Source organism: Nocardia arseniciresistens, from assembly GCF_046764875.1.
Lineage (GTDB): Bacteria > Actinomycetota > Actinomycetes > Mycobacteriales > Mycobacteriaceae > Nocardia > Nocardia arseniciresistens.
Genome location: NZ_JBKORD010000006.1, coordinates 1 through 16,393 on the forward strand (window position 1 = coordinate 1; position 16,393 = coordinate 16,393).

At 65.6% G+C, this 16,393-nt stretch carries 11 protein-coding genes; 2 read left to right on the forward strand and 9 right to left on the reverse strand.

Translation table 11 applies throughout. From position 1 onward, the window contains the following. The coding region (locus tag ACLMAJ_RS11970; protein ID WP_412013689.1) for a type I polyketide synthase at positions 1 to 5,786 on the reverse strand (5,786 nt) is incomplete at its 3' end. A 52-nt stretch (positions 5,787 to 5,838) separates the two neighbouring features. Beyond that, on the reverse strand, positions 5,839 to 6,087 hold the full coding sequence (locus ACLMAJ_RS11975) for a hypothetical protein (RefSeq protein ID WP_412013690.1): 249 nt from the start codon (positions 6,085 to 6,087) through the stop codon (positions 5,839 to 5,841). An 831-nt stretch (positions 6,088 to 6,918) separates the two neighbouring features. Here ACLMAJ_RS11975 and ACLMAJ_RS11980 point away from each other — a divergent pair. Further along, positions 6,919 to 8,472, forward strand: a complete 1,554-nt coding sequence (locus tag ACLMAJ_RS11980) for an acyl-CoA carboxylase subunit beta (RefSeq protein WP_412013691.1) — start codon at positions 6,919 to 6,921, stop codon at positions 8,470 to 8,472. A 66-nt stretch (positions 8,473 to 8,538) separates the two neighbouring features. After that, complete coding sequence (locus ACLMAJ_RS11985) at positions 8,539 to 8,961, forward strand: NUDIX domain-containing protein (RefSeq protein WP_412013692.1); 423 nt, start codon at positions 8,539 to 8,541, stop codon at positions 8,959 to 8,961. Between the two features lie 80 nt (positions 8,962 to 9,041). Here ACLMAJ_RS11985 and ACLMAJ_RS11990 read toward each other — a convergent pair whose 3' ends face one another. The 7 genes from ACLMAJ_RS11990 to ACLMAJ_RS12020 all read right to left on the reverse strand — a co-directional run bounded on the left by ACLMAJ_RS11990 (position 9,042) and on the right by ACLMAJ_RS12020 (position 16,358). After that, on the reverse strand, positions 9,042 to 9,809 hold the full coding sequence (locus ACLMAJ_RS11990; RefSeq protein ID WP_412013693.1) for a hypothetical protein: 768 nt from the start codon (positions 9,807 to 9,809) through the stop codon (positions 9,042 to 9,044). Positions 9,810 to 9,978: 169 nt separating this feature from the next. Then, complete coding sequence (locus ACLMAJ_RS11995; protein WP_412013694.1) at positions 9,979 to 11,421, reverse strand: three-helix bundle dimerization domain-containing protein; 1,443 nt, start codon at positions 11,419 to 11,421, stop codon at positions 9,979 to 9,981. A gap of 321 nt (positions 11,422 to 11,742) precedes the next feature. After that, positions 11,743 to 12,024 carry a hypothetical protein gene (locus tag ACLMAJ_RS12000; RefSeq protein WP_412013695.1) on the reverse strand — a complete coding sequence of 94 codons (282 nt, stop codon included), beginning with the start codon at positions 12,022 to 12,024 and terminating at the stop codon, positions 11,743 to 11,745. Then, a complete protein-coding gene (locus ACLMAJ_RS12005; RefSeq protein WP_412014061.1) occupies positions 12,021 to 13,571 on the reverse strand; it encodes a radical SAM protein in 1,551 nt (516 codons plus the stop codon). Before ACLMAJ_RS12005 ends, ACLMAJ_RS12000 begins: the two co-directional genes overlap by 4 nt. 5 nt (positions 13,572 to 13,576) lie before the next feature. After that, positions 13,577 to 13,945 carry a hypothetical protein gene (locus tag ACLMAJ_RS12010; RefSeq protein WP_412013696.1) on the reverse strand — a complete coding sequence of 123 codons (369 nt, stop codon included), beginning with the start codon at positions 13,943 to 13,945 and terminating at the stop codon, positions 13,577 to 13,579. Beyond that, entirely contained in the window at positions 13,942 to 14,697 is a 756-nt protein-coding gene (locus tag ACLMAJ_RS12015) for a prolipoprotein diacylglyceryl transferase (protein ID WP_412013697.1), read from the reverse strand. The genes ACLMAJ_RS12010 and ACLMAJ_RS12015 overlap by 4 nt, the downstream gene beginning before the upstream one ends. A gap of 191 nt (positions 14,698 to 14,888) precedes the next feature. Beyond that, on the reverse strand, positions 14,889 to 16,358 hold the full coding sequence (locus ACLMAJ_RS12020; protein WP_412013698.1) for a S8 family peptidase: 1,470 nt from the start codon (positions 16,356 to 16,358) through the stop codon (positions 14,889 to 14,891). Positions 16,359 to 16,393 lie beyond the last annotated feature (35 nt).

Sequence of the window (16,393 nt, forward strand, 5' to 3'; positions counted from 1 at the left end):
CCGACCACCCGCTCGACATAACCCGAGTAACCCGCCCCCGCGAACACCCCGGTATCACTGCCCCGCAACGACTTCGGATCAATCCCCGCGTCTTCCAACGCCTCCCACGACACCTCGAGCAACAAACGCTGCTGCGGATCCATCGCCGACGCCTCACGCGGGCTGATACCGAAAAAGCCCGCGTCGAAATCTCCCGCGTGATAAAGGAACCCACCACGGCGGGTATACACAGTGCCGGGCTTGTCCGGATCCGCATCGAACAACCGCTCCAGATCCCAACCACGATCGGACGGGAAATCACCGGTCGCGTCGATACCGGAAGCAACAAGATCCCACAACGCGTCCGGGGAATCAGCACCACCAGGGAACCGGCAAGCCATACCGACAATCGCGATCGGCTCATCCACCCGAACCCGCCGCACCGCCTTCTTGACGGGTTCACCTACCGCCTTCGGCTCCACCCGCGACAACACCAGCTTCGCCACCGCCGCCGGAGTCGGATGATCGAACACCAACGTCGAAGACAACTGCACACCGGTGACCTTGGCAAGGCGGTTACGGAACTCCACACCACCGAGCGAATCGAAACCGATCTCATCGAAACGCTGATCAGGCCGAATATCAGCGGCCGAATCATGCCCCAACACCGCCGCCGCCTGCGCGAGCACGACCTCCAGCACCGCCTCGCCACGCCGCGCTTGCGGCGTATCCGATAGCCGGGCGGCCAGCGAGCCCGCAGCTGCGGTGACGGCCGCCTGTTGCGACGGGCGCGTCGAACGGCGCGCGAATCCACGCAGTACCGCCGGAACCGCGTCGACATCGGATTCGCGACGCAAGACACTCACGTCGAACCGGATCGGAGCCAGCCGGACCTGCGAGTGAGTGAGCGCATCATCGAAAAGCCTTGTCCCCTCGGCACTTTCGATCTGGCCAAGACCCAAGCGATCCCACCGCGCGAGGGCGGCGCGGCTCGAGCCGCCGGTCATGCCACTGCGCTGGTTCCATGGTCCCCACGCCAGCGATGTGGCAGCCGATCCTGCGGCCCGGCGCCGCTGCGCCAACGCATCCAGGAAACCGTTCGCCGCGGCGTAGTTGCCCTGCCCGGGCGACCCGAGCACCGTCGCGATCGACGAGAACACCACGAACGCAACCAGATTCAGGTCACGAGTCAGCTCATCCAGATGCCAAGCCCCGTCGACCTTCGGCGCGAGGACCCGATCCACTTGGTCTGCGGTCAGCGACTCGACGGTGCCGTCGTCGAGAATTCCCGCGGTGTGCACGACAGCGGTCAGTCCGGGATCGATCGTCGCCAGCAGAGTCCGCACCTGGTCGCGGTCGGCGACATCGCACGCAACGACCCGGACCTCGGCGCCTGCCCGCGCCAATTCGGCAACCAGCTCGGCGGCACCGGGTGCTTCGGGCCCCCGGCGCGACGTCAATACGAGACTGCGCACACCGTGCTCGACGACGAGATGATGAGCGAACAACGCACCCAGTCCACCCGTACCGCCCGTGATCAACACCGTCCCAGCACCGAACGACGACCGCGCCCCCGGTTCCTCTGATGTGGACGCGCGTACCAGCCGGGGAACCAGAATCTCCGCACCGCGGACCGCGGCCTGCGGTTCGCGCGACCGCACTACCGCCGCGATCCGGTCCGCGGCGAGCGGCTCGGCCGGATCCTCGTCAACGAGGACGAACCGTTCCGGATGCTCCGACTGCGCACTGCGCACCAATCCCCACACCGCCGCGGCGGCCGGATCCGGGGCCTCATCAAGCAAACCCACGGCGCCTGTCGTTACGACGACCAGCCGCACATCGGACAGGCGTTCCTCGGCGAGCACGGACTGCACGGTCGCCAACGCGCCGTGCACTCGTGCACGCACCGATTCCGGACCACCTACAGCCGAACCTGCCACGACAGGCTCGGTCGCCCGCCACACCGCCACACCCGGAATACCTTCGGCCGCAACGACATCGGCGACCGACGCATATTCGATGTCTATCCCCGCCACGGGCTTGTCCCCGAGTACCGCCAGCGACGGTGCGTCTCCCGCACCCGACTCGGTGGTGGGTTCCCAGCGCACCTGATACAGGCCCGCTGCGTCACCGACGAGGCTGCTCCGAAATTCCTTCACGTCATACGGACGCATCACCACCGCGTCGACGGACACGATCGGATTGCCGTCAGGATCGACGGCCGCGACCGATACGGTCTCGGCTCCGGTCGCGATCGCGATGACCCGAAGCGAGGTCACCTCGGCGGGCCATTGCCCGCCATCGTTCGCCGACCTGTGGAAACGTGCACCACCCCACCGGAACAACAACCGGCCGGTATCAGGATCTGAATCTCCATCGCGCCACAGCAATCCGGCGAACCCCGCGTGCATGACCATATCCAGCAGGGCGGGGTGCAGGTCGTGCCGTCGCGGCTCCGGCGCCGCCTCGGTGTCCAGCATGATCTCGGAGAAAACGGTGTCATCGCGTTGCCACGCGGCACGCACGCCGACGAACGCCGGACCGTACTCGAGCCCGGCGAGCTTCGCGATCCGCTCCGGAAGCCCAGCACTGTCCACGATCTCGGTTTCGAGCGGCGGCCACTGCTCCTCCCGCAGCCGCGACATCAACGCCGAATCGCCACCCCACTCGGCCCCGAGCGCACCGGTGGCGTTATGGATCCATTCGGCATCGGTGGACTTGCGGAAATAGAACTCGAACGGACGCCGACCGGACTCGTCCGCCGCCTGCACCAGCACCTGCAACTCGACCTCGTCGTCCCCGGTCGGCAGAATCGGCGCCTGCAAGGTGAGCTCCTCCACCACCCCACAACCGATCCGACGGCCCGCGGCGAGGAGAAACTCGATAAACGTCGCGCTCGGCACCACCACCACGCCATAGGTCATGTGGTCGGCGATCCACGGATGAGTGCGCAACGAGAACCGGCCGGTGAACAACCATTCGTCGCTACCCGCCAACCCGACCACACCCGTCAGGATCGGATGATCCGCCGACGCGGGCGACACGTCGAGAGCACCCGACAACCAGAAGCGGCGATGTTGGAAGGCATAGGTAGGCAACGGAACCCGGCGTGTCCCACGACCCGCGAACCACGAACGCCAGTCCACCCGTGCACCCGCGACATGCACCTGGGCCAAGGACGTAACGAACTGCTCTACCTCATCGGCCGATCGCCGAGCAGCTGCCGCCACCGACGACACCGACTCGACCTCCGGGTTCTCGGCCAGAACGCCACGCGTCATCGCCGCCAACACCGCATCGGGGCCCACCTCCACGAACTGCCGGACCCCGGCCTCGACCAGGGTGTCGATCCCCGGTGCGAACCGAACGCAGCCCCGTACCTGCTCGACCCAGTACTCGGGATCGGTCAGCTCGGCAGTGACCACGACCGCCGAAACGTTCGACACGATCGGCAACGACGGCTGCCGATAGGTCAATCCTTCAGCGACAGAACGAAACTCGGCCAACATCGGATCCATCCGAGCCGAATGGAACGCATGACTGACCCGCAACCGATTCGTCTTCACACCCTCGGCGGACAACACCCGCTCGATCTCATCGATCACATCGACGTCCCCCGACAACACCGTCGACGACGGACCGTTCACCGCCGCGATCGATACACGGTCGCCGAAATCGACAGCTCGTCCTGCACTGATCGCCACCGCGACCATCGCGCCGCCCACCGGCAATGCACCCATCAACCGACCCCGCGCCACAACCAGCGCACACGCATCCGCGAGCGACCACAGCCCCGCCACATACGCCGCCGCCAGCTCGCCGATCGAATGCCCGATCAGCAGATCCGGTGTGACGCCGAATGATTCGATCAACCGGAACAACGCCACCTCGAACGCGAACAATGCCGGTTGGGTGAATTCGGTCCGATCCAGCACGCCATCGGCGTCGACGAACATCAGGTCTTTCAGCGTCCGGCCGAGCAATGGGTCGAACTGCGCACATACCTCGTCCAACGCGGCCGCGAACACCGGGAACACCCGGTACAGGTCCGCACCCATGCCAACCCGCTGCGCACCCTGGCCCGTGAACAGGAACGCTGTCCTACCGGAACCGGCTTTGCCCTCGATCGTGCCGTTCGAACCCGCGGCTACCTCAGCCAGACCGGCCAGCAGTTCGTCCCGGTCACGCCCCACGACCGCACCGCGCCGGTCCAACTGTGCCCGCGATGTCGCCAAGGAGTGCGCCGCATCCCATACGTCTACGCCGGGATTTTCGATCAACCACTGTCGCAGTCGATCCGCCTGGGCGCGGAGGGCTTCGCCGGACTTGGCCGACAGCACCAGCGGAACAAGATCCGACTCGATGGGCGCAATCGTGACCTGCTCGGCATCGCCTTCCGCTCCGGCGGCGACCGGTTCGGCGGGCGCTTCCTCAAGAATGAGATGGGCGTTGGTGCCGCTGGCCCCGAACGAGGAGACACCCGCCCGCCGCACCCGCTCCCCCGCCGGCCACGGCTGCGCCTCGGTCAATAACCGCACCGTGCCCGCCGACCAATCCACATGCGGCGTCGGCTCATCCACATGCAGTGTCGTGGGCAGGGTTTCGTGCCGCAACGCCTGCACCATCTTGATCACCCCACCCACGCCCGCCGCGGCCGAGGTGTGACCGATATTCGACTTCAGCGAACCCAATCGCAACGGCCCTGCGACGCGCCGTTTTCCATAGACGCTGATCAACGCGGACGCCTCGATCGGATCGCCCAGCATCGTGCCGGTCCCGTGCGCCTCCACCGCATCGACATCCCACGGCTCCAGACCGGCATTCGCCAGCGCATGCTCGATGACACGTTCCTGCGACGGACCGTTCGGCGCGGTCAAGCCATTGCTCGCACCATCCTGGTTGACAGCACTGCCACGCACTACCGCCAGCACGGTGTGACCGAGCCGCTGTGCGTCCGACAACCGTTCCAACACCAGCACTCCGAGACCCTCGGAGAAACCGGTCCCGTCGGCAGCCGCCGCGAAAGCCTTACAGCGCGCATCAGGCGACAACGCACGCTGACGCGCGAACGCGATCAGCAAAGACGGATCCGACATCACGGTCACCCCACCCGCCAACGCGAGCGACGTATCCCCCTGCCGCAGTGCCTGGCACGCCAGATGCAACGCCACCAGCGAGGACGAACAGGCGGTATCGACCGACATGGCCGGGCCTTTGAGACCAAAGGTGTACGCGATCCGACCGGACAGCACGGCGTTCGAAACACCCAGGTAGGCATGGCCTTCGGTCTCGGCGGTGAGGTTCGGTGAGCCGATGCGAGGACCGTAGTTCTGATGGATGACCCCGGCGAAGACGCCGGTGTCGCTGCCGCGCAACGACACCGGGTCGATACCCGCGTCCTCCAACGCTTCCCAGGACGCCTCCAACATCAGGCGCTGCTGCGGATCCATCGCCGCGGCCTCACGCGGACCGATCCCGAAAAAGCCCGCGTCGAACTCGCCGACGGAGTCGAGGAACCCACCGTCACGGGTATAAATGCTGCCCGGCACATCCGGGTCCGGGTTGAACAGCCGTTCCAGGTCCCACTCTCGATCGGTCGGGTAGTCCCCGATGCCATCCACACCGTCCGCCGTCATGCGCCACAGATCCTCGGGCGAGCACACACCACCGGGATACCGGCAAGCCATACCGACGATCGCGATCGGTTCCCGCGACCGGTCGGTGAGCGCGCGCAGTTGTTGCTTGGTCTCGTAGAGCTCCTTCGCCGTCTTCTTCAGGTAGCGGCGTAGCTCGTCGTTGTCGGCCATCGGTGGAACTCCAGATCGTGTGTGCTCAGCTGAGGTGGTCGTTGAATTCGCTTCAACTGGCCTGCATCTCCGGGATGGGATATTCCAACCTCGCCGAGCGCGATCTGGTCGATCCGGACCGCCACACGATCGCGCAGTCCAGCACGAACGCCGATAGATCCAAGTCCTCGAGCGCGTCACAGCTTGTCCGTGCCGCATCGGGCGAGACCCCGAAGAAGTCCGCGTCGAGCTGCCCTGCGGTGTCGACGAATCCGGCCCGCGCGGTGATGTTCCCTCGTCCGGGGGGAGCTGCGCCGATCACCTCTGAACATCCTTCCTCGCGGCTGCGGCCCCACGTAAGCGTCTGACTAGCGTGTTTGTTGTCGACCACCGCCGCTCGCGACATCCAACCGGGTCGCGGAGCAGGTCATTTCACCATCAATTCTTAGGTTAACTAAGAAATTATCGAGTAGGCCGAATTCGCGATTACTGCTTCGGCATGACGGATTTCGACGCTGCCGAGGCTCGGCGAAGAGCCCCCAACGGATGCGGAACCTCTTCCGCGGGCGGCCTAGGGCGCGCGGAGATGGTGTGGGCCACTCCGGGACTGGACCCTACTGCGCGCTGGGCCGAGTAGAGCAAATGATCAGCGAGCGACACCGAAGACTGAAGCACTACGTGGGCATGTCGGCGAACTGAGGCGCGCGCAAGAGGGTAGTGCCCGAAATACACGCCGTGAAGTGCGCACATAACACCTAAGCTACGGCGATGCGGATTGACACAAGATCCCTCTCAGGTTTTTGTACGGCAGTACAGCAGTCATGTTACTGGACAGTATTTTGGCGGTCTCGACCTTGTCAACCGACCCGCTATCCCCACAGCTGAATTCGAGCCGCGGGCTCGATCGAGGCGGTGACCATGTCATGCAGGACCAACGCCAAGCGCTCGCTCGGGGTCGGCCTGACGGGAGGGTAAGAGGTCCAGCATGACGAGTGCCGACCTTCAACCTGTCGAGTGATAGTCGGGAACCCTGATGTACGTCCTGCCCCGGCTGTGATTTATCCGGTATATCCGGTTCAATGACACGTTCCGTGTCCGATACCGCTTAACGTCGCGTCGGCACAAAAGTTGGGTTTGGAAGGTGGCGGCGAGCGTGGCAGGTACTCAGGCGAAGATCGACGAACTGGTCAAGATCCTGACGATCGCTGAGGAACCGGCGGGAGAGGCCGGTGTCGCCAAGCGAGAGAAGAAGGGCATTCCGAGCGTTCGCCAGCGAATGGACATGCTGCTCGACCGTGGGACATTCTTCGAGACCGGTGCGTTGGCTCGGCAGCCCGGCCAACCGGACGCTCTCTACGGTGACGGGCTGGTCACCGGCCGCGGACTGATCGGGGGGCGTCCGGTGGTGGTGGTCGCGCATGATCAGACCGTGTACGGCGGGTCGGTCGGCATCACCTCCGCGCGTAAGTTCATGCGGGCGTTGCAATTCGCGTTCGACAACGCGTGCCCGGTGGTGACAATCAATGATTCCGGCGGTGCGCGCATCCAGGACGCGGTGGGTTCGATCGCTTCGTTCGGTGATATCTCCAGGGTGTTGGAGAAACTGTCCGGGTATGTGCCGCAGGTGTCGATCATTCTCGGCAAGTGCGCCGCGGGTTCGGTATACGGGCCGATCAACACCGACGTGCTCATCGGCACCAAGGATTCCTACATGTTCGTCACCGGGCCGGAGGTGATCAAAGCCGTCAACGGTGAGGACGTCACCGCCGAGGAGCTCGGTGGCGCTCGGGTACAGGCCGAACGCGGCACCCTGCATCACGTGGCCGACACCGAGCAGCAAGCCTACGACTGGGCCCGCAACTATCTGAGCTACATGCCGACGAGCTGTCTCGAGAGGCCGCCGATCGTGAACCCCGGTCTGGAGCCGGAGATCACTGCGGCGGATCGGGAACTCGATACGATCATCCCGGATTCCGATCGCGCCGGTTATGACATGCACGAGATACTGCTGCGGATCTTCGACGACGGTGAATTTCACGAGATCCGCGCCGCGTTCGCACCGAATCTGATCACCGGGTTTGCCCGAGTCGACGGATATCCGGTCGGTGTGATCGCCAACCAGCCACTGGTGCTCGGTGGATCCATCGACGCCGCCTGTTCGGACAAGTCGACCTACTTCATCCGGCTCTGCGACGCCTTCAATATCCCGCTGGTGTTCGTCGCCGACACCCCGGGCGTGCTGCCAGGCCTCGAGCAGGAAGCCAATGGTGTGATCATCCGTGGCGGCCGGGTCCCGCGCGCGATCATCGAAGCGACGGTCCCGATCATCAACCTGGTCGTGCGCAAGTCCTACGGCGGCGCCTACGGCATGATGGCGGCCCGGCAGGTCGGGGCCGATATCAGTTTCGCGTGGCCGACGGCCCGGATCGCGGTGATCGGCGCCGACAGTGCGGTCGACCTCATCGGCAAACGGCAATTGGCGGCGGTGCCGGAAGAGCAGCGGGCAGCGGCACGCGAGTTCATGATCAACCACTACAACGAGACGATCGCCACGCCGTGGATCGCCGCCGAACGCGGCTACATCGACGCGGTCATCGAACCGGCGCACACCCGTCTGGAGATCCGGCGCGCGCTACACCTGTTGCGCGACAAGCCGCAGGTCAAGCCGGAGTTCAACCCGCGCAAACACGCGGTGTACCCGATGTGATCTTCCCGAGCGGATCAGTGGTGGGCCTGTTGCGAGGAGTGCGGGCCGGGCGCTGATAATTCTCAGATGCGCGCCGCGACAACCGAAATCATTGCACGGGCACTCATCCGTGACGACAACCGCGTACTCGTAGCCCGCAAGCGTGGCAAGCGGTGGGCTTTCCTGCCCGGCGGTCACGTCGACCCCGGCGAGCCGGTCGAGGCCGCCCTCGTGCGCGAGTTGGCCGAAGAGCTGGGGACGACGAGCAGGATCGTTCGCTTCATCGGCGTCGTCGAGCATGGCTACGTCGATGACGACGGGAACGCCCGGCACGAGGTGAATCTGATCTTCGGTGCCGAGCTCGACGACATACCGGTCAGCCAGGAGGAACATCTCGAATTCGACTGGCTACCAATGGATCAGATCGCCACGGCTGATCTGCGCCCCAGTGCGATGATTGGGTCGATCGTCGGCATCGAGGGCCCGGTTTGGCACGGATGGAGCGGATGACTTCACGAACCCACGTCCGACGGGCAGCACCGGCTCGTTAGTTGCGGATATGATCCGGCGGACCTGTTGGGCCCCGCCCATCAGGCCAAGTCGGCGACCTCCAGGTAGATCTGCCGCTCGATCGCGATCTCGGCGAGGAACCCGTCCGCGCCTCCGACAGCGGCGGTCGCATGGAACGCCGCCACCGCGATCTCCCCGGTCCGTAGCCGCGGCCCGGCGAACTCCCGCTGCACAAGGATGACCGGCTGCGCGCTCTCGAATTCCAAGTCCCGCACGTCGACCGGCACGGGCGCACCGAGCAGGTCGGTGACCGTGCCAGGGATCAGCCGCACCACCACGATTTGATCGAAACTGGGCCGCCGTCCGATACGGTGCGCCAGATACATCCGCCCTGCCCGCCCGAAACACAGGTGAGTGAACAGCTCGCCGCCGCGATGGAGGTGTGGATCCAGTCGGGCGAAGGCAACAACCGTCCGCACCGTCGCGAGCACGTTCTTGGCGATCGGCACCCCACCACGCTCGCGGTGGCCGCGAATCAAAGTGCCGCAGAACGCCTTTCGTGGTCGCTTCCGGTGCGGGTCCAGCTCAGCGACAGCGAGTTCCTCCGGATCGAAGCAGTGGATGCCGCCGAATCCTCTGCGCCGGTCCGCGCCGAGCGCTCGACAGCCGCGCTCATCCAGTTCGACATCGAGCAGTACCTGAACATTATGCGGCGACACGAACATCGGACGATGCGACAAATAGCAATCGGTCCCGGTGCCGAACACCACCATGCCATTCGTGCCCACCGCTGACGAGGCGACGCCTGCGTCTATAAACCTCGGCGTACGGGTGTGAATCCCGTTCATGAGGAGGCTCCCTTCCCTCCGGTCCTAGGTCCAGCATGCCGCGCACCGACCGCACTGCAACGAGTGTCTGGCTACTCGAATCGGGGCGATCCGGCTACTCACCGGTCAGGATGGGGTGGAGCGGGCCGCCAAAGGCGTCGATAGCGGCACTGGATGCGGTGATCGGCGCTCAGTTGTACAAGTGCGTGACCCCGTCTAGCAAGTGTTCGAGGGTGTCATAGGTGGGAGTGTCGATCACGTCGATCAGGTCGGCGGGCACCGGGACGTGGTTATCGGCGGTGACCTTGGCGAACGGTGCGTTGTCGCCAGTGCGGAAGCCGTGCTCGGCGGCGAGGCGTTGCAGCTGCGGGTCGGTGGACAGCAGGCGCCCGATCCGGTCGCCTTCGGCGTCGAGGGGCACCAGCGTGTGCTTGGACAGCACCGTCGGTGATGGGTAGGTCAGCACCATTCCCGGCTTGACCTGTCCCTGCGCGGCGGCCTCGACGAATTGGGCCTCGTAGATCAGCACCAGCGGTGTCGGGCCCATGCCCGCAGAGAGGTAGTCCCTGAACGGGCCTTCGCTGGAGTTCTCGGTGTAACCCTGGCGGACGAACAGCTTCGACACCGCGGGCAGCACGGACTGTTCGGCGGCGGGGCCCTGCACGACGGTGTTGTCGTTGGCGACGTAGCTGGCAATGGCGAGGTACATCGCGGCGGAGTTCGAGCTGCGCGGGTCGGTGGTGGACACCACGATGTTCTTGCGCACCGGATAGGTGGTGTTGCCCGGCAGGAAGTCCCACTGGGTATCGGTGCGGGCAAGCTCGAGATAGCGGGCCATGTCGAAGGTGGCGACCGGGCCGGGGTGTATCACGCCGGCAGCGGTCAGCAGGTCCGCGATCGGCTGGAAGGTCGCGACCGCCATGGGTGAGGAGAACGGCGTGTACTTCGCGTTGATGTTGCGGGCGCGCTGGATTCGTTCGGCGGCGGGCCCGCTCGACGGGAACGCGAAATCGTATTTGTTCAGGTCGATAGAGGTCGCGATCTGCCGCGAGCCCGCGGGATCGACCTCGATCTTCACACCATTGCGAGCCAGCGCATCGATAACCTTGGGGTCGGAGAAGAACGCGACCTTCTCCGACCCGACCACACCGTGCAGCGTGGTCGTCGCCTGCGCGACCGGGACTGTGCCGGCGGGTGAATCAGGCCGGCGCACAGCGACGGCCACCACGATCGCGACGACCACAACGACGGCCGCGACAGCCAACGGCACAAGACGCCCCGCACAGCCGGAGCTTATGCGGAGGTACGCGTTATTCGTGAAGACCGAGCCGATGGATCGTCGCAGGCTCACATTCACTGGTCGAGCACTCGATTGCGCTGTCGAAGAAGCGAATTCAGCAGCATGAACATCCGAGCCGACCGCTGCCGAAATAGCCGTCTCCAGCTCGCGCCGGGCAACACGCTCGATCAGAATCGGAACGAACTCTCGAACGGGGCGTCCATCGAAGCGGCTGCGCGCATCCACCACCGCGGCCTCTACGCGCTCGACAGCGTAAGTGTCGGTGAAGGTTTCGATCAGATGATCGGTCACCCGGCGGATCGCCTTCTCCTCGCGAGCAGTCACGACACCCACCACAATCTCCTCGGCCTCGTATCGGTCTGGAGCCGCGAGAAAGTCACCTGACCTGCTCGCGCCGGGGGAACGCTACCGGGATTGCCGGGGCGTCGACACCACGCCATTCACCACATGTGGTGGCAGCGGACCCGAATTTCCATCCACGCATACACTCCCGATCAACCGAACGGAGCGGATTCACCCCAGGTCAGGGCCATCGCGGCACGTCTGACACGATTCGGTCGGCAAGCGCGCGTATCGCGCGATAACAGCCCGCGCGCCCACCCGGGGCACGCAGAATTCAACGTCGCAACGGATACTCGCCACCCCACGTTGCCCTTATGTTCGCACTGCCGCGAAGATGCCCACCGCGCCGAGCGCCGCCAGGTACAGCAGCACCAACCGAGTGTCACGCAGCCAGCAATTGCTCCGCCGCAACCCTTTTCGCCAGGCCCGCCAGTACCCGACGAAACCGAGGACGGCGAACCCAGCGACGGCCCACGGTCCGATCAGCCAGGTCAGCACCGCGACGGTGGCGAAAATGCAGAGGTTCAAGGGATCGTGCGGTGGCTGCCGGGCGGCTTCCTCGTAGTACACGCCGCGGTTCTCGTCGGCGGTCATCGCACCGTCACCGGCAGCAGTGCCCGATCGACCGGTGCGGCCGCCGACAGTCGCTGCCCGGCCAACGCGGGCCAAGCCTGCACGGCACAGAACGGGGCGCACTGATCGACATCGGATCGCGTCCCCACATGCACGCAACATTGGGTGAGGCGTTCCTCGATCATCGTCGACATATCCATGAACGGTTTGACGGTGATCCGTACAACGCGCTCCCCCAGTAACGTTCGCAACCGCTTGCGGCGACCGGGCAGCGCCGACGAGGCGAGCGTCAGCAGCGTCGACATGCCGAGATCACAGTTCTCGCAGATGTTCTGCCACACCCGCCCGATCTCGGGATGCGACAGCGACGACTGCTCCGACAACAAACCCATCAGCGATTCCTTGACCGCCAGCCGCAATTCGGCGGGCAGCGCGGAATCCGCGATCCGATTCGACACCAGCCCCAACTGATCTTTCAACCGCTCGTGACCGATCAGCGACACCAGCGAACGCCACTGCCCTGCGTCGTCGCGCAACAGGTACCCGACCGAGCAGCAGTGTGGATGCGAGCACGGCAGTGCCGTCAGGTCCCGCCAGGTGACGAGACCGTCGGTTTGCGGCCCGAGGCGGCGCAGCACCCCGGTGTGGGTGAGCCGGTTCATCGGGTCGATGGCATTCGAACGGCCCGAACCGAATTGGGGTTGAATCGAGACGCCACCAACGAACGGGGTGTCGAGAGCGACGCGCACCACGTCGCCGATCTCATCGTCGTTGACGCCGAGGGCGGTGGTCATCACCAAGGTTGTGAAAATCCCGTTCGCCGACAACCGTTGCAGTGCTTCGTCTTTGCGCCGCCGCAGATCGCCGCCGCGATGGTGCCGCGATGCGGACGCGCTGACGCCGTCGAACTGTAGATAGACCTCGACTCGCTCCCGATGCTCGGTGAGTAGCGCTAGCAGTCCATCATCGCTGGCAATCCGGATCCCGTTGGTGTTGATCAGGATTCGGGTAATAGGGCGCGCCGTCAGTTCCGCAAGCAGCTGCGCGAGCGCCGGATGCAGCGTCGGTTCGCCACCGCTGAGCATCAGCACATCGAGCTTGCCGTTCTCGCGCGCCAGCCGCTGATCCACATTGGCGAGCACATCGGCGACCGCGACAACGCCGCGCAGCTCCGGCGATGAATCGGCGAAACAGGTTGGGCAGCGCAGATTACAGCTTTCGGTGATGTCCTCGAGCAGGATGCAGGTGTGCTGGGTCTGCATCTCGGGCAGGCCGCGCAGGTAGGCCGAGGGCACCGGATCGAAATTGCCCGCGGCATCGGGAAGGTGCGCTTTGGTTGGTGCGGTCCACTGTTCGAGGTAGGCCAGGATTTCCGGGTCCTCGTCGTACAGGGTGCGCACCATGCCGTGCCGGTGGCAGCCCCGTTCCAGGTAGACCCGTCCGCCGCGATCGGCCAGCCAGCCCGACAGCCGCGGAATCTCCGAGAGCGGCGCATCCGGTGTCTCGTCGTGGCAGCGCGGGCAGAAAGCGTTGACGTAGCGAAGGATTCGATCGCCGCGCAGCGGCATACCGGTCATAGCGCGGCCGATCCGTAGAGGCTGGGGTTGACGCCGGTGCAGAACCCGACCGTGCACACGGTAACCAGCGCCCAGCCGATCATCAGTCCCATACCCATGCCTTTGGCGATCGTGTTCTTGGTCAGGATCAGCAGGGTGCCACCGCCGAACGCCACCAGTGCGCTGCCAACGGCCGCGATGGCCACAACGGTGTTGTCCGTACTGCTGTCGACGGCACCGAGCAGGACGAAGAAACCGACGACCGCATTCACGGCGATGAACAGGGCCGCACCGGTCGCGGCCATACCGGCGAGCAGCGCGCCGTCGCCGCTGGGACGCGGTGGCGGACCGGGTTGCCAGCCGGGCGGCGGTGGGGGCATGGTCATGCCGCGACCTTTCGTCGTAGGACAACGTCGTAATGCCCGCGGCGGTATCCGATGCGAAGCCGGATCACGACCAGCACCAATCCGGGCAGCAGAAACCATTGCGGCCGAGTGAGATCCAGCAACACCGTCTCGTTCGCGCGCGTGAACTCGACCAGGAATCGGAACACCGCATAGACACTGACGTAGAGAGTGAACAGCTCCCCGGGTGCACTGATCCTGGTCCGCAACCACCACAGCGCACCGAACACAGCGAGCTGGAAAGCGATCTCGTAGAGAAAACTCGGATGCATGGCCGCATCGATCACGCATCCCGGGCAAGACGGCACTGTCGCGGGCGCGTGCACACCCCACGGCAGGCCGGTAGGCCGTCCAGGCGCCTCGGTGAGATGGCAACCGATGCGGCCCACCGCCATCCCCAACGCCACGGCAGGCGCGAACAGATCACCGGTACGTTCGCGATACCCGATGATCCGTTTCGCGATCAGCACACCCACATACGCGCCGAGCAGCCCGCCGAGCACGCTGCGCGCCCCGAACATCCAGCTCTCATATGGGTCGAGTGTTTCGGCGATGCTCGATAGCCGCATCCCGACCGCCCCGCCCACCAGTGCCCCTGTGACCGCGACAAGCGATTGTTCGCCCAACGCGCCGCGGCGCCGACATTCCAGCACGAATACCACCGTCGCAACGGCCACACCCAGAGCAACGAAGAACCCGTGCGTCGGAATCCCGAAGATCAGGTTCGGCACCATGGGCTGAGACTAACCGCCCGGACACGGCCGTGAGATGAGTGGAACTACGCGTCGGGTGTCACTTCGCTGAGTTGCCCCGGGTCCGGCCGGGTGCCGACGCGTTGCGGCGCAGCCTCATCGGCCGAATGACCGGCGTCGCGGTCGGGCACTGACCGTGCCGCCGCCGACCACGATGGGCTCCCGGTCGTCGTTCAATCCGGTGCATCACTCAGTGCGCGCAGGTCGGGCAGGGCGCCGATGCGCTGGGTCGCGGGTCGCAGCGGCGCGTCGGTCTGCGGCGACCCGGTTTCGCGTAGACGCGCCCGAACCTGTGCGGGTGTCTTACGGCCCGTGCCCGCGGCGGACATGCCCTGGTAGGAGGCGACGGTGCCGACGATGATCGGTGATGCGCTCGATGTGCCGCTGAAAACGTCTGTGTACCAGAGGTCCTCGTCCGCGCCGCCCTGGAGGTCGCCGTACCCGGTGGTCGTTACCTCACGGCCCCAGCCCTGCACGTCGATGCGGGAGCCGTAGTTGGAGAAGGCGAGTCGCGACCGCGCCGGTCCGTGGTCGCGGCCGTGCAGACCTGGCGGCGGGGCACCCGCACCGACGACGATCGCGCCGGAATCGGCGGCCGCGCCGCGGAACGGGTTGCGCCACGAGACGGGGAAGTCGGCGGGGCGTATGTCATACAGCGCGTCATCCAGGTTCTCGCCGCCGTTTCCGCCTGCCTCCACCACGATGACTCCGCGGCCGATGGCGTAGCGGATCGCGGCATTGTCGTCCGGCCACCATTCGATCGCGACGTAACCACGCTGGTCGGGCCTGCCCGCGTAGTCGAACCGGGGTCCGGGACGGTGCAGCTCGAGCAGGATGATGTCGCCCGCGCTGAGCGCGTCCGCTGCCGTGCGGATCGCGGACGCGGAGCCCGCGCCACCGAAGATCGACACCGCCCTGATGCTTGCCTCGGGTGCGATGCCGGTGATACCGAAGGCATTCATGTCGCCGCTGATCTCGCCGGCCACCGCGGTGCCGTGGTCACGCCATCCGATGTCGGTGGATGGGGTGCCGCCGATCACGCCGCCCTGGTTGTCGAGTAGATCCTCGTGGGTGAACCGCCAGGCGCCCTCGACGTCCACGATACGAATCCCGGTGCCGCGTCCGCCCGGCCGCGTCCAAGCCCAGCGCGCGTCGACGCCTTGCGGTGCGGCATCCAGATAGCCTTGGCGCACTTCGAAATTCGGCGTCACCGGAGGGGCGTCGGCCAGCGACGGCGCGGCATGGACACTCACATCGACGGGCGGGGCGATGGGCGGTTCGGCGGGCGGCTTGATGTAGGCGGCGGCCACCGAGTCGTCCGCACGCAGTCGCGCGGCAACGGCCTCCAGGTCGGCGACGCCGTGCACCGAGAAGTAATTCAGATAGTCCGCGCCATCCTGCTCCCCCGCCGTACCCGTCAACCGTTCGTAGAGCCGGTTGGCAGGCCCGAAGATTCGGACGATCGCGGCACCTTCGGGCAGCAGGTCTGCCACACGCGATTGGGCGAACCGGCTGGTATCCAGCGCGATCTCATCGATAGTCGATTCGGTGCGCTCGGTGACGACGATCAGCTCCGCGGCCGAGCGGGTCACCCCGGTCTGCGCCAACCCATCCGAACTGTGCCGCCGGTGTGTGGATGCCATAGCGAACAGTCAACCCGTTGCGGGGCCCGCTCGCC